This is a genomic window from Nocardia niwae NBRC 108934 = DSM 45340, from assembly GCF_001613465.1.
GTDB lineage: Bacteria > Actinomycetota > Actinomycetes > Mycobacteriales > Mycobacteriaceae > Nocardia > Nocardia niwae.
Genome location: NZ_BDCK01000024.1, coordinates 46,945 through 62,142, shown reverse-complemented (window position 1 = coordinate 62,142; position 15,198 = coordinate 46,945). Strand labels below are relative to the sequence as shown.

At 68.4% G+C, this 15,198-nt stretch carries 11 protein-coding genes and 4 tRNA genes; 10 read left to right on the top strand and 5 right to left on the bottom strand.

Annotated features, from left to right (window positions below; all coding sequences use genetic code 11):
- Positions 1-478: 478 nt before the first annotated feature.
- Positions 479-1,423, top strand: coding sequence for a hypothetical protein (locus NNI01S_RS16595; RefSeq protein WP_245676216.1), 945 nt, complete (start codon positions 479-481; stop codon positions 1,421-1,423).
- Here the strand turns inward: NNI01S_RS16595 and NNI01S_RS16590 are convergent.
- Complete coding sequence (locus NNI01S_RS16590; RefSeq protein ID WP_084488869.1) at positions 1,389-2,618, bottom strand: sigma factor-like helix-turn-helix DNA-binding protein; 1,230 nt, start codon at positions 2,616-2,618, stop codon at positions 1,389-1,391. The two genes, NNI01S_RS16595 and NNI01S_RS16590, sit on opposite strands and share 35 nt — an antisense overlap.
- A 143-nt stretch (positions 2,619-2,761) precedes the next feature.
- A complete protein-coding gene (locus NNI01S_RS16585; protein ID WP_169812977.1) occupies positions 2,762-3,700 on the bottom strand; it encodes a helix-turn-helix domain-containing protein in 939 nt (312 codons plus the stop codon).
- A 182-nt stretch (positions 3,701-3,882) separates the two neighbouring features.
- Here NNI01S_RS16585 and NNI01S_RS16580 point away from each other — a divergent pair, with 182 nt between their 5' ends.
- The gene (locus NNI01S_RS16580; protein WP_063021009.1) at positions 3,883-4,176 is read left to right on the top strand and encodes a hypothetical protein; all 294 of its coding nucleotides are present in this window, start codon (positions 3,883-3,885) and stop codon (positions 4,174-4,176) included.
- Positions 4,177-4,596: 420 nt separating this feature from the next.
- On the opposite strand, the gene NNI01S_RS16575 is transcribed toward NNI01S_RS16580, so the two are convergent.
- The 3 genes from NNI01S_RS16575 to NNI01S_RS16565 all read right to left on the bottom strand — a co-directional run bounded on the left by NNI01S_RS16575 (position 4,597) and on the right by NNI01S_RS16565 (position 4,860).
- Positions 4,597-4,671 (bottom strand) — tRNA-Val (locus NNI01S_RS16575).
- 1 nt (position 4,672) lies between these two features.
- Positions 4,673-4,743: transfer RNA gene (locus NNI01S_RS16570), tRNA-Cys, on the bottom strand.
- A 44-nt stretch (positions 4,744-4,787) separates the two neighbouring features.
- Positions 4,788-4,860 (bottom strand) — tRNA-Gly (locus NNI01S_RS16565).
- 379 nt (positions 4,861-5,239) lie between these two features.
- Here NNI01S_RS16565 and NNI01S_RS16560 point away from each other — a divergent pair.
- The 8 genes from NNI01S_RS16560 (at position 5,240) to pgsA (ending at position 15,131) form a co-directional block, all read left to right on the top strand.
- Positions 5,240-5,311: transfer RNA gene (locus tag NNI01S_RS16560), tRNA-Val, on the top strand.
- 335 nt (positions 5,312-5,646) lie between these two features.
- The gene (locus tag NNI01S_RS16555; RefSeq protein ID WP_063021008.1) at positions 5,647-7,875 is read left to right on the top strand and encodes a SulP family inorganic anion transporter; all 2,229 of its coding nucleotides are present in this window, start codon (positions 5,647-5,649) and stop codon (positions 7,873-7,875) included.
- A gap of 244 nt (positions 7,876-8,119) precedes the next feature.
- Complete coding sequence (locus NNI01S_RS16550; protein WP_063021007.1) at positions 8,120-10,369, top strand: solute carrier family 23 protein; 2,250 nt, start codon at positions 8,120-8,122, stop codon at positions 10,367-10,369.
- 100 nt (positions 10,370-10,469) lie between these two features.
- Positions 10,470-10,901 carry a TIGR02611 family protein gene (locus NNI01S_RS16545; protein ID WP_063021006.1) on the top strand — a complete coding sequence of 144 codons (432 nt, stop codon included), beginning with the start codon at positions 10,470-10,472 and terminating at the stop codon, positions 10,899-10,901.
- Positions 10,898-11,509, top strand: coding sequence for a (2Fe-2S)-binding protein (locus NNI01S_RS16540; protein ID WP_245676215.1), 612 nt, complete (start codon positions 10,898-10,900; stop codon positions 11,507-11,509). Before NNI01S_RS16545 ends, NNI01S_RS16540 begins: the two co-directional genes overlap by 4 nt.
- A 243-nt stretch (positions 11,510-11,752) precedes the next feature.
- The gene (gene thrS / locus NNI01S_RS16535; protein WP_063021004.1) at positions 11,753-13,816 is read left to right on the top strand and encodes a threonine--tRNA ligase; all 2,064 of its coding nucleotides are present in this window, start codon (positions 11,753-11,755) and stop codon (positions 13,814-13,816) included.
- Positions 13,813-14,412, top strand: coding sequence for an ATP adenylyltransferase (locus tag NNI01S_RS16530; protein WP_084488863.1), 600 nt, complete (start codon positions 13,813-13,815; stop codon positions 14,410-14,412). The genes thrS and NNI01S_RS16530 overlap by 4 nt, the downstream gene beginning before the upstream one ends.
- 23 nt (positions 14,413-14,435) lie before the next feature.
- Positions 14,436-15,131: a phosphatidylinositol phosphate synthase gene (gene pgsA / locus NNI01S_RS16525; RefSeq protein WP_063021003.1), complete on the top strand. Its 696-nt coding sequence runs from the start codon at positions 14,436-14,438 to the stop codon at positions 15,129-15,131.
- Positions 15,132-15,198: the final 67 nt, after the last annotated feature.

The window sequence follows — 15,198 nt, the reverse complement described above, 5'->3', positions numbered from 1 at the left end:
TGGACATCCGCGGCTCGCGAAGAATCGGCGGTGCACCGATCCAAGACCTGATCGCTGCAGCTTAGGCCCCCGAAATCAACCCCATGCAGGCGGATTACGTCGCGACCCGCTTTGTCCGGAACGGGCCGACGCGTTCGATCCGACATTATCCGTCCCATCCGCATCCCGCGCGAGCCCACGCTTCGGGTGGCCGCGCGTCGCTCCGCGCGGACAGGCCGTGCCCGCGAAGCGGAGGGCCGGGCGCGGCGCGGAATGGCGGCAACTGTCAATTCGTCGATATCAGAAGGCCCGTTGCCGCTCCGTGGCATGATGAAAGCCCTTGTGCCGCAGAGTGCGATGCCATTTCCGTGGATCGGGCATGTGCGTGGCACACCCGAGCGCGTGGTAGACGAGGCTGGCGAGGTCGCCGAGTCTGACGCACTCTTGATCTATGGCGTAGGTCGCCGGGCCTGCGGTGGTTGTGCAGGGGAGTGGTCGCGTGAGAACGAAGCAGCGGGCGGAGATCGCCTGCGGGCGCCGAGCGATGCTCGCCGAGTTGGGTATCGGAGAGGCTTCCGGCCGTGCGCGCGGGTCGAAGGCCGGTTATGCCTGCGGGTGCCCGGAATGTGCCGCCGCGCAGTGGGATATGCGGCGGTTGAAGTACTGGTTGTGTGGCAGGCTGCTCGCCTACGGCGCCGACGAAGCCGAAGTGGATCGGCGCATCGGGACGCTGCCGGTGGACGTGTACTGGCGCAAGGGCGACCGGGTGTATGCGATCGAGGTGCGCAGCGGCCCGGTGGAGCGTGGACTCGCCCAGGAGCACACCGAGCGGCTGCGTGCGGAGGGCTGCACGGATGTGCTGTGGCTGTGCCCGCCCGGCTACTGGGTGCCCTATCTGCACGCGCTGGGCATCGCGGACTTCGCTCCGGCCGCCTGCGATTATCGCGCGGTGACCGGAGTGCTGGACACCGAGCACGCGATGGCGGCGCCGCGGCGGGAACCGGTCGAACTGCGCGAGTTCATCGCGGGCTGGGTGCGCGACGAGTACGTCTGGGGCTATCGGGACGAGAGGACAGGAGGCTGGGCCACCGTGACCGACTGGGAGTACCACACGAAGACGCAGGCCACGGTCATAGCCCGGCAGCGCCAGGAACTGGTCAACCAGCGCACGGCGCTCGCGATGGCCCGGAAGTCGTTGCGTGACAAGCAGAAACATCTGCTGAAGATGACCACACGGCTGGAACGCGCGGAACTGGCCGCGCAGAAACAGGCCGACGCCCTCGCCACCGCGCAGCGCACGATCGCCGATCACGATCGGCTCGACAAGGCCTTGCGCAATACGATCGCCAATCTCGAGGTGACCATCGGCCGCTGGCAGCTGATCACCATCTGTGCGATGTTGCTGATCGTCACGTTCCTGGCGGCGGCGATGGTGGTGCGCTGAGCCGGAAGGGCGCCCGGTCCCAGCGCAATTCGTGGCGCAGCACCAGCGCCAGGAAGTCCAGCAGTTCCAGACCGGTCTTCGCGCGCACCTCGCTGAGTGCGGCCCAGTGCACGGGACCGCGCTCGACGAGCTCGCGCAGCATCCGCTCGGTCGCGGCGTCGACGGGGCGTGCGCGCAGATCCGGGATGCCGATGCGACTGCCGGTCCAGACCAGCCAGCCCCAGCCGTTGGCGTGCGCGTGTGCTCGGCTCGCGGCGGCTTTCACCCGGTTGACGTGGAAGCCGACGTGGCCGAGCGGCGCGACGTCGATCAACACCGTGCGGCCGTCGGTGAGCCGGGCGACGATGCTCGGATAGTGCACTCGTTCGGCGCCGTCGATGTCGTAGCCGACCGCCGCCGGATGCTCCTGGAAGGTCTCGACCCGATCGCCGGCGTTGAGGATCCACAGCAGCCTGGCCTCCAAGCCGGAGTCGAACGGCACGTCGCGACCGACCTTGTCGAGGTAGAAGCGCCCGCGGCCGTCGTCGTCGCGGTCCACGGTGCGCGCGGAGGCGGTGGGGATCGCCGCCGCGGCGCCGGTACTCGGCCAATCGACCTGGTCCAGCCAGGGATTCAGCTGACTCGTCGCGCGCGGCTCGGCGTCGTGCAGCTTCGCCAGACGCCGGTTGGTCTTCTTCTGCCATGCCGCGATGCGCTGGGTGACGAACCCGGCGACCCGCTTCGCGTCCTCGGCCGCGTGCCCGGCCAGCCGCAGTTTCAGGTACGACAGCTCGGTCGCCGCGATATCGCTGTCGGTCGCGTAGGTCTCCACCAGCAGCGCGCGCGTCAGCTGCCGGTCCCTGGCGCCGAGCGGATAGCGCGCGGACAGCACCGCGGCGGCGCGATGCCCGGACAGCTGCGCCATCCGGATCATCTGCCCGACCGCTTTGGTGTGCAGTTGCCGCACCCGGTCGCGGGAGAGGTCGTAGCGCGCGCCGATGCGGGCCAGCGTCTCGGGCTTTTCTCCGCTGATCCCGAGCCGCGCCGTCAGCAAGTCGCCGTCCTTGGCTTTCTGATCGGCGCGCATGGCGATCAGTTCGGCGATCACCTCGTTGACCTCTTCGAGTTCGAATGAGATGTCGTCGCGCAGATCGAGCGACTCGGGATCGTCGTCATCCGGCGCCGCCCCCGGCGCGACCTCGGCACTGATCGTCACGCGACAACCCCCTGACTCGGCTCCGGCACTGTGCGCCACAGCGTAGCCCCGCCGACCGACACCGGTCCCGCACTCGCGGACGTGAGGAGGTCCTGCCATCGGTGATCGGGTGTGTGCTGTGTGTACGCGGACCAGGCACCGTATTACCCGCTGACCGGGTTCATGTCCGGGTCGACGCGGCGCAGCGCGGAAGCCAGCCACTCGGTTCGCCGGTGCTCGACGGGCATCTCGGCCAGACCATCCGATGCTTCCTGGATCGCGTTGGCCGTGTCGCCCAGCAAGGACAGGACTCCACCGCGCTGCACGCCGCCGAATCCGGGTGTCCACCAGTACATGGCTTCGGGCGGTTCAATACCGTCCGCCGCGTCTGTCGCCGCGTCGGCCTCGGAGAGTGCACGCAGCGCTTCGCCTGCCTCCCCGCGCGCGGCCAGTAGTTCGGCCCTGCGCATCCGCGCGTAGGCGACCAGGACCGGGTGCGCGCCACGGACCGCCAGCGCGGCGTCCGACAGGGCGATCACCTCGCCATAGTCCCCGGTCGCGCTCCACGCCACGTATCCGGCGAAACCTAGACTGTGGACGAGTCGGTCTGGGTCGCGGGACTCTGCTGCCAGGTCCACAGCCGTGGTCAGGCTGCGCCGCGCGGCGGTGTCGGCCCCCACTGCGTGTTCGAGCCAACCCCGGTACTGCGTGATCTCGGAGGCGAGCGCCGCCGCCTCGGTGCGGGCCGTGCGTGCTTCGCGTGCGAAATGCTCGGACATGGCGGACATGCCGCGTACCGCCGGAAGCACCGCCAGGGCACCGGCCGCGTCCTCGATCCGGCGGGTAGACGAAAGCATCATGGCGACGTCTGCTAGGGCGCTGGCGTCCACGCTCGCAGCCGACCTTGCGGCGGTGGTCAGTCGGCCCAGGTCCGTTGTTCCCAAGACCCGTTCGTAGGCGGCGGTCACTCCGGCGGGCACGGGGCGCTGCCCGGTCTCGATCGCCGACAGATAGGTCTTGCTGTAAAACGACCGTTCCGCCATCACGCGCAGAGAGATACCGGCCGCTTCACGAGCGGCACGCATGAGCGCCCCGGTTTCCACCACACCAGCGTAACTGGGGTGTGGACACCTGCGGACGCCGAAAACGTAGGTGCGCGAACCCTTCCCGCATAGCGTCGTTTCAGCCCCGCCGCCGGGTGGACACCGCCGGATGCCGACGATGTTGCCCCGGCGCATCCCCGGCGGCGGGTGCCTACCAACGACAGGGGACAGAAGGCGGGGGAATGAACGCGCTCGGATGGATAGACCCGTGCTCACCGACATTGGAATGGGACATAGCGCAAGTGCGCAGATTGGCACGGCGGTTGGGATACCCGCTGAAGTTGGCCGATTCCGCTTCCGTGCTCGGGCTGGTCGAACAGGTCGAGTCCTCGGGAGCCGAGGTGGTCTTGCTCCCGTCTTCGGCGCACGTGGACACGGTAACGCTGGACCGCTTGATGTCGGTGGCCGACGTCGAATGCTCCGCGCCGCGTGCGTCATTCGGCCGCTGGCCCGCACTCGGCGGGGTACGGCGATGAGCGCGACGCAAGCCGCTCTTGTGTTCGTGATCGCGCTCCCGCTGGCCGTCATCGCTGCAATGATTTTCTGGCCTTCCGACTACGACGACTGAAGTAGCGACAACGGCAAAAGAAACAGAACCCTTACGCGCTGGCGCGTTTCTGTTCGAGAATCCAGGTGTCGACGTCGCATTCGTCGTGATGGGCCACGCCTCCACGGCGATCACGGAGTCGGTCTACATCGACCTGTTCCCGAAGGACCTCGAGGCGCACGCCGTGCTACTCGGCGCAGCTATGTCCAGTAGCCAGAACTAGCCCGGAATTGCTCCCGTTAGCTCGGAGTTACTCGATCGTGTCCGTACTGCGTGTGTGTTCGGAGGGCGAAGCAGGAAAGGCACCTTCCGAGTCTCCTCGAAAAGTGCCTCTGACCTGGTACTACGGTGGTGCGCGATACTGGGATTGAACCAGTGACCTCTTCCGTGTCAGGGAAGCGCTCTCCCGCTGAGCTAATCGCGCGAGGTGGAGACGGGAATCGAACCCGTGTGCACGGCTTTGCAGGCCGTTGCCTCACCACTCGGCCACTCCACCGCGCAAAGGGGGACGGCGTCAATGTTGCCTGGCCCTACCTCTCGAGCGGATGACGGGATTCGAACCCGCGACCCTCACCTTGGCAAGGTGATGCGCTACCAGCTGCGCTACATCCGCATTTTGCCTCCCCGGGGCTCGTTTCCGGCCTCCGTGGTGCGAGACAGAACATTAGCGGACGCTCGGCGAAAGGCACAAATCCGCTGGTAGAACGGCGGAAATCCGAAAGGTGGCGTGCTGTGACACCGGTGGCCCGTGGGGTTCGTGGGGGAGGGGAGGCGTTCGGACATCCATCCCGAGGGTCGAGGCGCCGAGTCGGCTGCCCCGCTCGACGGTGGCGGCGCCTGACCTTTCTCGAAGTCTGGTCGGTGGGACCGCCGCCCTGCGGAGGGCGGCGGCTGAACCGTCCCTGCCCGGATGGCGATTTGGTGAACCGCCGGTGGCGCGTGCTAATGTTTCGTCTCGTCCGGAGGGCATCCCAGCCGCCGGCACCCCGTAAGGTCTCATAGCTCAGCGGGAGAGCGTCCGCCTCACACGCGGAAGGTCGCTGGTTCGATCCCAGCTGGGACCACTTACTTCACGCGAGACCGGTGCCATTGCCGCCCGGTCTTCTTTCTTCTCTACGCCGTCGGCAGTCTTCGACTTCACCTACTCGAATGGCTGAGGTCCGCTACTCGGATCTTGCGCTGTGACCTGGGTCACATTATGGTAGCGGTTGTCGTCATCGGGACCGGAAACCTTTCCACGCGCTTTGCGAAGTCTTTACTATCGTGTCGACCGGCTGCCGCAGGACCGTGCTTCCGCCGACGGACCGACCGGCTCGAGCTTCGCCCGCCGCTCGCTTTCGATGCCAAGAACATGTTTGACCGATGAACCGGGGCCATCCACCTCGGCGAAGGAGAGAATATGTCCCCCGACACCGATTCCGCACCACGGACGTCGCCGCACGCCGACGCGCTCGATCGCCTGACCGCCATCGGCCGTGCCGATCTGCCCGCTTCGATCGTGGTCTTCCTGGTCGCCCTACCCCTTTCGCTCGGCGTGGCGGTGGCCGCCGGTGCTCCGGTCGCCGCGGGCCTGATCGCCGCCGTCGTCGGCGGTGTGGTGGCCGGACTGCTCGGCGGCTCCGCGATCCAGGTCAGCGGGCCCACCGCGAGCCTCACCGTGGTGGTCGCCGAGAGTGTGCATCAGTTCGGTTGGGCCGCAACCTGTTTCATCACCATCGGCGCGGGCGTGCTGCAGATCCTCTTCGGGCTGAGCCGGGTCGCCCGAGCCGCGTTGGCCATCGCCCCGGTGGTCGTGCACGGCATGCTGGCGGGCATCGGAGTGGTGATCGCGCTGCAGCAGGTCCATGTACTGCTGGGCGGGAATTCGCTGAGTTCGTCGTTCGCGGCGCTGGTCGCCCTACCGCGCCAGCTGATGTCGGTGCGCACGGGCGATCTGGTGGTCGGACTCGTCGTGATCGGCATCCTGGTCGCCTGGCGCTTCGCGCCGCCATGGGTGCGCGGGGTCCCCGGCCCCCTCGTCGCGGTGGTCACCGCCACGCTGCTGGCGCTCGTCCTGCCCGCGCATGTCGAGCGCATCGTGCTGAACGGATCGTTGGTGGACGCGCTCGGCCTGCCCGCCATCCCCTCCGGCGGCGCGACCGCGATCGTGACGACCATGGTGACGATCGCCCTCATCGCGAGCATCGAGAGCCTGTTGTCGGCCGTCGCGGTGGACAAGATGCGGCCGGGCCACCGCACCGACTTCGACCGGGAACTGATCGGCCAGGGATCGGCCAACGTGGTGTCCGGCCTGCTCGGTGGTCTGCCCATCGCGGCGGTCATCGTGCGCAGCATCACGAACGCGAACGCCGGCGCCCGCAGCCGGGCGGCGACCGTGCTGCACGGAATCTGGATCCTGCTGTTCGCCGTCGCGCTGGCCGGGCTGGTGCGGCAGATCCCGACCGCCGCCCTGGCCGGACTGCTCATCTTCGTCGGCGTGCAGCTGATCAAACTGGCGCACATCCGGCTGGCCAGGCGGGCCGGCGAAATGTACGTATACCTGGCGACGGTCCTGGGTGTGGTGTTCCTGAATCTGTTGCAGGGCATGGTGCTCGGCCTGGTGCTGGCCTTCGCGCTACTGCTGTGGCGGGTGGTGCGCGTGACGATCGTCGCGGCACCGGTTCCGGGCTCGCGCCGATGGCTGGTCACCATCGATGGCACATGCACGTTCCTGGCCTTGCCGAAACTGACCGCGGAACTGGCGAAGGTTCCCGCCGACGCCGACGTGACCGTCGAGATGACCGTCGACTTCCTCGACCACGCGACGCACGAGTTCCTCACCGAATGGGCTCGCGAGCGCGAATCGGCCGGCGCTACGGTGCACTTCGCCGAACTCGGCAGCGCGCGGATGGCCACCGCCTTGGCCGGGCCGCCCGAACGCGGACATTTCCGGCAGGTCATCGACCAGGTCATCGGCCCGTGGCGGCGCTCGGGCAATCGGGAGGACCGCATCGCGGCCGGTATCGCGGCCTACCACCGCGGCCACGCCCACGTGCTGCGCCCGCATCTGGACAAGCTGCGCCACCGGCACGACGCAGACTCGTTCTTCCTCACCTGCGCGGACGCGCGGATCGTGCCGAACGTCATCACCAACAGCGGACCGGGCGACCTCTTCACCGTTCGTAACGTGGGCAATCTGGTCCCCGCGCGCGGCGGGGACGTCTCGGTGGAGGCGGCCCTGATCTACGCGCTGGAGCGGCTGGATGTGCGCGCGGTCGTGGTGTGCGGCCATTCCGGTTGCGGGGCGATGGAGGCGCTGCACCGCGAGGTGCGGGCGGGGGAGGGACTCGGCGATTGGCTGGCGCACGCACGGCCGAGCCTGGAGCGCTACCGGCTGGGGCATCCGGTGGCCGCCGCGGCAGCCGTAGCGGGTTTCGGCGCGGTGGACCAGCTGGGCATGGTGAACGTCGCGGTGCAGCTGGAGACGCTGCACGCACACCCGGTCGTGCGCCGGGGGATCGAGGAGCGGGGCGTGGCGGTGTCGGGGTTGTTCTTCGATCTCGCCACGGCGCGGGTGATCGAGGTCATGGTCGACGGCATCGCGGAGTTCGGCGACGAGGGCCGCGTGATCACCGCGGAAACCGTCTGACCTGGGCGTTGTGTTCCGGGTCACGGTGATGACGACAACGAGACAGTGGGGAATGACACACAATCGGCGAACTTCTCAGGCTTTGCTAAGTCTTTACCAATAGACTTGTACTCGTTTACATCTCGACTCATCGCTGTGTCGGGACTGCTTCACCGCGAGATGCCGGTTCGCGGTCTTGTGCCCTGCTGGACATGTTGATCGTCAACCGACCTCGGCGAATCAGCCGAGTCGGCGAAGGAGAGTCATGGCTATCGATCACGATTTAGCCCCGCCACCGTCAGTGCCCGCACCACCGGGCTCGGGCCGCAGTTCCGGACCATTGTCCGACCGTTTCACCGAAATCCTCCGCCACGACCTGCCCTCGTCGATCGTGGTTTTCCTTGTCGCGCTACCACTTTCGCTCGGTATCGCGATCGCCTCCGGAGCCCCCGTCGCCGCAGGGCTCATCGCCGCCGTGATCGGCGGCATCGTCGTCGGTACCCTCGGCGGATCGGTCCTCCAGGTGAGCGGCCCGGCCGCGGGCCTCACCGTGGTGGTAGCCGAGACGATCAACCAGTTCGGCTGGCGCACGACATGTTTCATCGTCTTCGCGGCCGGTGTACTGCAGATTCTGCTCGGGCTCAGCCGCGTGGCCAGGGCGGCGCTCGCCGTGGCGCCCGTGGTGGTGCACGCGATGCTGGCCGGCATCGGCATCACGATCGCGCTGCAGCAGATCCATGTGCTGCTGGGCGGTTCCTCGCACAGCTCGGCTTGGCGCAACATCGTGGAACTGCCCGGTCAGCTGGTGTCCCTGCACGGCGGCGGCGCGCTGATCGGCGCGGTGGTGATCGCGATCATGCTCGGCTGGAAGTACCTGCCCGCCCGGGTGCGCGTCGTGCCGGGTCCGCTGGTCGCGGTGCTCGTCGGCACGGTGTTGTCGCTGGTGCTGCCGCTCGATGCCGAGCGCATCGTGCTCAACGGCTCGCTGTTCGACGCCATCGGTCTGCCCGCGCTGCCGCGCGGCGACTGGTCGGGCCTGGTCCTGGCCATCCTCACCATCGCCCTGATCGCCAGCGTGGAGAGCCTGCTGTCGGCGGTGGCCGTGGACAAGATGCACTCGCGCAAGCGGACCGACTTCGATCGGGAACTCATCGGCCAGGGCTCGGCGAACGTGCTGTCGGGCCTGCTCGGTGGCCTGCCGGTCACCGGCGTCATCGTGCGTAGCGCCACCAACGTGCAGGCGGGCGCGCACAGCCGCGCCTCCGCGGTGCTGCACGGTGTCTGGGTGCTGGTGTTCTCCGTGGCGCTGGTCTCCGTGGTGGAGCAGATCCCGAAGGCCGCGCTGGCCGGTCTGCTCATCGTGATCGGCACCCAGCTGGTCAAACTGGCCCACATCAAACTGGCCCGGCGCACCGGTGACCTGCTGGTCTACGCCGTGACGGTGCTCGGGGTGGTGTTCCTGAACCTGCTGGAGGGCGTGCTGATCGGTCTGGGCCTGGCCTTCGGCCTGCTGCTGTGGCGGGTGGTCCGGGTGGCGATCAAGGCCGAACAGGTTGCCGGTACGCAGCGCTGGCTGGTGACCATCGACGGCTCGGCCACCTTCCTCGCACTGCCGAAGTTGTCGGCGCAGTTCGCGATGATCCCCCCGGGGGCCGACGTCACGGTGGAGATGACCGTCGACTTCCTGGATCACGCGGCGTTCGAGGCCATCGAGGAGTTCGCCCGTCAGCAGGTGAACAACGGAGGCAGTGTCGATTTCGTAGAGATCGGCGGGGCCAGGATGGCCCACGCGGGGGCGCAGCCGCCCGCGCGCAGCTTCGCGCGGTCGGTCTGGGACGACATCCTCGGCCCCTGGCGGCGCGACGAGCGGCACGCCAATCCGGTCGCGGCGGGCGTCGCTGCCTACCACCGCAGCCACGCGCACGTCGTCCGGCCGCACCTGGGCGAGCTGCGCGACACGCAAGACCCGGATTCGTTCTTCCTGACCTGCTCGGACTCCCGGATCGTGCCGAACATCATCACCAACAGCGGACCCGGCGACCTGTTCACCGTCCGCAACGTGGGCAACCTCGCGCCCGCCGAGGGCGACGCGTCGGTGGAAGCCGCACTGGTGTTCGCGCTCGAACAGCTGAACGTCCGCTCGATCGTGGTCTGCGGGCATTCCTCCTGCGGTGCGATGACGGCGCTGCACACCGGCGCCGAGGTGCCCGGTGTGGACGCTTGGCTCGCGCATGCACGACCGAGTCTGGAGCGATTCCGCGCGGGCCATCCGGTCGCGGCTGCCGCGCGGGAGGCCGGTTTCGGCGAGGTCGATCAGCTGGCCATGGTGAACGTCGCGGTGCAGCTCGAGATCCTGCACGGGCATCCGGCGGTGCGCAAGGCGGTGGCCGAGCGCGGCGTCACGGTGTCGGGCCTGTTCTTCGACATCGCCAGTGCCCGGGTGGTCGAGGTGACCGAGAACGGGATCGCGCACATCGATGACGCGGGCCATCAGGCCGCTCCCGAACTCGTGTGATCGAGGCCGGACGAGTGATCCCGCCCGGGCGGCGTGCCCGGGCGGGATCGCCGTCTTCGGACGAATTTCGGTACGCCGGACTGCTCGTACCCTGGGAAACGTGACCGCAGACCTGGAAACGAGCACCGACGACCGGCCGAGCCGCTGGCGCGCCTTCCGAACCGGGCTCGAACGACGACCTACGCTGTATCTCGGCTACCGGATCGTGGTCGCCGTCGTCGGTGTGGCCGTGCTCGCCGTCGGGGTGCTCGCGATCCCCTATCCCGGCCCGGGCTGGGCGATCGTGTTCGCCGGGCTCGGTATCCTCGCCACGGAATTCGCCTGGGCGCGTAGGACGTTGGGCTGGTTGCGGGACCGATACCGGCAATTGATGGACTGGTACTCCCGGCAGGGGCGGGCCGTGCAGGTGGCCGGCGCGGTCGGCACCGCCGGGTTGGTCGTGGCGACGTTGTGGATATTGGGAACCTTCGGGCTCGTGGGTAGTTGGATCGGAGTCGAATGGGAATGGCTGCGCAGCCCCCTGCAACGGTGACCACCGTTCCGGGGCGCATGCTCACCCAACCGGAATGGCTGCGCGCACGTATCGCGGAGATGGGCCATTCCTGGGGGACCACATCGCCGCGCATCGCGGGCACGCTGTGGTGGTGCATGGTCGCCTCCGCTCTGGTGGAGCAGATCGCGCGGGCGTACGCACACGACGAGGACGCCCCCGAAGCCGCACTGGAACGACTGGATTGCGAGATTCGCCCCGACGGCGGCATCGAGCGCGTGCGCATGCCGCCGGCCGGCGACCCGGCCGGCGGCGCGGCGGCCCTGCACGGGACGCTCGCGACCGTCATCCCACCGGTCGCCCGGGTGTCGGGTGCCGGCGTCCCAGCCTTGTGGGCGATCGTCGCCGACGCGATCGGCAACCGCGCGCTCGACGCGGGTTCCGCCGACGCGGGGGCGCGGCTGGCCGCCGAGATCGGCGGCAAACTATCGGTTCCGCGCTTCGTCGAGATCGGCGGACGCACATTCGTACGGCGGATCTCCTGCTGCCTGGTGTTCGAAGTCCCCGGCTGCGAGATGTGCACCAGCTGCCCGAAACGCCCGGCCGCCGAACGAATCGCCCTGCTCGCCGGCCTCGCCGCCGAGAGCTGACCACCGGCGGGGTGTGAGCAGATCTTTCCGCCTCCGCCGCGACCCGCCGAGCGCGCCCGGAGCAAGGGCCACCCGGCGGCGACCGGAACGCAAATCCCGTGCCGCCCGACTCGTACGGCCGAAAACCCGGAGGGGCGGGCCTGCGCGGCGGGACAGTAGCATGGTCGCGCCGGACGAACATGCGATCGGCCACCATCGGGCGGGACCCCGCCCGCACCCACGAACGCCAAGGAGAGCGCAGCCGTGACCACCTCAGCCGCCATCAGCCCAGCCGCCCTCGTCCGGGTGCCGGCCGGGACGACGGCGGGCGCCGCGGTGCGCGAGGCGGGACTGCCCACGAAAGGGCCGGACACTGTCGTCGTCGTCCGGGTGGACGGCGAACTCAAGGACCTGTCGTGGACCCCGGACGCGGACGTCGACGTGGAGCCGGTCGCGGCGAATACTCCCGACGGCCGCAACGTCATCCGGCACTCCGCCGCGCACGTCCTCGCCCAGGCGGTGCAGCAGGAGTTCCCCGGGGCGAAGCTGGGCATCGGTCCCTACATCAAGGACGGGTTCTACTACGACTTCCGCGTCGAGCGGCCGTTCACTCCGGAGGATCTGGCGAAGCTGGAATCCCGGATGAAGAAGATCGTCAAGGGCGCGCAGCGGTTCTCCCGCCGGGTGGTCGAGGTCGACGAGGCCAGGGCCGAGCTGGCCGGTGAGCCGTTCAAACTGGAGCTGATCAGCGACAAGTCCGGCATCGACGACCCGGAGGTCATGGAGGTCGGCGGCAAAGAGCTGACCATCTACGACAACTTGGATCCGCGTACCGGCGAGAAGATCTGGGGCGATCTGTGCCGCGGTCCGCACATCCCCACCACCAAGTTCATTCCTGCCTTCAAACTGACCCGCAGTTCGGCCGCCTACTGGCGCGGCGACCAGAGCCGCGAGGACCTGCAGCGTGTCTACGGCACCGCGTGGGAATCGCAGGAGGCGCTCGACGAGCACCTGCACCTGCTCGCCGAAGCCGAGCGCCGCGACCACCGCAAGCTCGGGCTCGAGCTGGACCTGTTCAGCTTCCCCGACGAACTCGGTTCCGGTCTTCCGGTGTTCCACCCCAAGGGCGGCATCATCCGCAAGGAACTCGAGGAGTACTCGCGCCGCAGGCACGTCGCGGCGGGCTACGAGTTCGTCAACACCCCGCATATCACCAAGGGGCATCTGTTCGAGGTCTCCGGCCACCTGGACTGGTACCGCGACGGCATGTTCCCGGCGATGCACCTGGACGCCGAGCTGAACGACGACGGCACCGTCCGCAAGCCCGGTCAGGACTACTACGTCAAGCCGATGAACTGCCCGATGCACAACCTGATCTTCCGTGCCCGCGGCCGATCGTACCGAGAGCTGCCGCTGCGGCTGTTCGAGTTCGGCTCGGTCTATCGGTACGAGAAGTCCGGCGTGGTGCACGGCCTGACCCGGGTGCGCGGCATGACGCAGGACGACGCGCACATCTACTGCACCAAAGAGCAGATGCACAGCGAACTGACCGACACGCTGCGGTTCGTGCTGGATCTGCTGAAGGACTACGGCCTCGACGACTTCTACCTCGAGCTGTCCACCAAGGACCCGAAGAAGTTCGTCGGCTCCGACGAGATCTGGGAGGAGGCCACCGAGACCCTGTCGAAGGTCGCCTCGGCCTCCGGCCTGGAGCTGGTGCCCGATCCCGGCGGCGCCGCCTTCTACGGTCCGAAGATCTCCGTGCAGGCCAAGGACGCGCTGGGCCGAACCTGGCAGATGTCGACCATCCAGCTGGACTTCAACCTGCCCGAGCGCTTCGACCTGGAGTACACCGCCTCCGACGGCACCAAGCAGCGGCCGGTCATGATCCACCGCGCCCTGTTCGGCTCGATCGAGCGCTTCTTCGGTGTGCTCACCGAGCACTACGCGGGCGCGTTCCCGGCCTGGTTGTCGCCGGTGCAGGTCGTGGGCATCCCGGTGGCGGAAACCTTCGCTCCGCACCTGGATCGGGTGATCGAACGGCTGCAGGACGAGGGCGTGCGCGCGCAGGTGGATCGCAGCGACGACCGGATGCAGAAGAAGATCTTCAACAACACCGCCCAGAAGGTGCCGTTCATGCTGCTCGCCGGTGAGCGCGACGTGAGCGCCGGCGCCGTGAGCTTCCGCTTCCGCGACGGCACCCAGGTCAACGGCGTGCCGGTCGACGACGCGGTGGCCACCATCGTCGCGTGGATCGCCCATCGGGAGAACGCGTCGCCGACGGCCGAGGGTTTCCAGATCCGTTCCGCGAACAAGGGTGGGGTATGAGCGAGCGTACGGTGCCGGACGGGCTCGCGGATCTGGAGGGGACCGCGACCTCGGCCGAGCCGGGCAGCATCGTGGACACCGGCGCCGGAGAACCGGACCGGCTGCTGCGGCTGTGGACGCCCTATCGCATGTCCTACATCGCGGAGGCGGCGACCGGTCCCAAGGATTCGACCGGCCATCCCTTCACCGACATCCCCAAGATGTCCGACGAGGACGGATTGGTCGTCGCCCGGGGCGAGCTGGTGTACGCCGTGCTCAACCTGTACCCGTACAACCCGGGCCACATGATGGTGGTGCCGTACCGCAAAGTGGCGAACCTGGAGGACCTCACCGAGGCGGAGAGCGCCGAACTGATGACCTTCACCCAGCAGGCGATCCGGGTGATGAAGAAGGTGTCCCGGCCGCACGGTTTCAACGTCGGGCTCAATCTCGGCGGGGTGGCCGGTGGGTCGCTGGCCGACCACCTGCACCAGCACATCGTGCCGCGCTGGGGTGGCGACGCGAACTTCATCACCGTCATCGGCGGGGCGAAGGTGATGCCGCAGCTGCTGCGGGAGACCAGGGCGCTGCTGTCGGCGGCCTGGAAGGAGGCGTAGATGAGCGACCGGGCGGAGCGGCCGTGCTGAGCTTCTTCGGCCGCGAGACGTTCGCCAAGGCGACGGCTCCGCTGGGCCGGGCGCTGGTCGCCACGGGACTCACACCCGACGCCATGACGCTGATCGGCACGACCGCCTCCATCGTCGCGGCGGTCACGCTCTTCCCGACCGGACACCTGTTCTGGGGAACCATGGTGATCTGGTTGTTCGTCATGTTCGACATGCTGGACGGGGCCATGGCCAGGGCGCGCGGCGGCGGCACGAAATACGGCGCCGTGCTGGACGCCACCTGCGACCGGCTGGCCGACGGCGCCATCTTCGCCGGGCTGGCCTGGTGGGCGGTCTTCCATGAGCAGCACCGGCCGCTGTTCGCCGCGACGCTCGTCGTCCTGGTGACCTCGCAGGTGATCTCCTATGCCAAGGCGCGCGCCGAGGCCAGCGGGCTGTCCGCGGACGGCGGCATCATCGAGCGACCGGACCGGCTGATCATCGTGCTGGTGGGTGCCGGATTCACCGGGATCGGCGGTTACTGGGGCATCGAGTGGCTCACCTACGCCGTGCACGTCGCCATGTGGATCCTCGCGGTGCTCAGCATCGTCACCGTCGGTCAGCGGGTGCTGGCCGTGCGCAACTCACCGGGGGCGCGCACCGTGATCCCGGCCGGCCGGCCGCAGAGCCCGAGCGCCGGAACAGCGGGCACCACAGGACTTCCGTCGTGATCTCACCCGGGACAGGGCGCCGACCGATGCGCGGTGGCGTCCGGACAGAGGGGACGACGGATTGCGG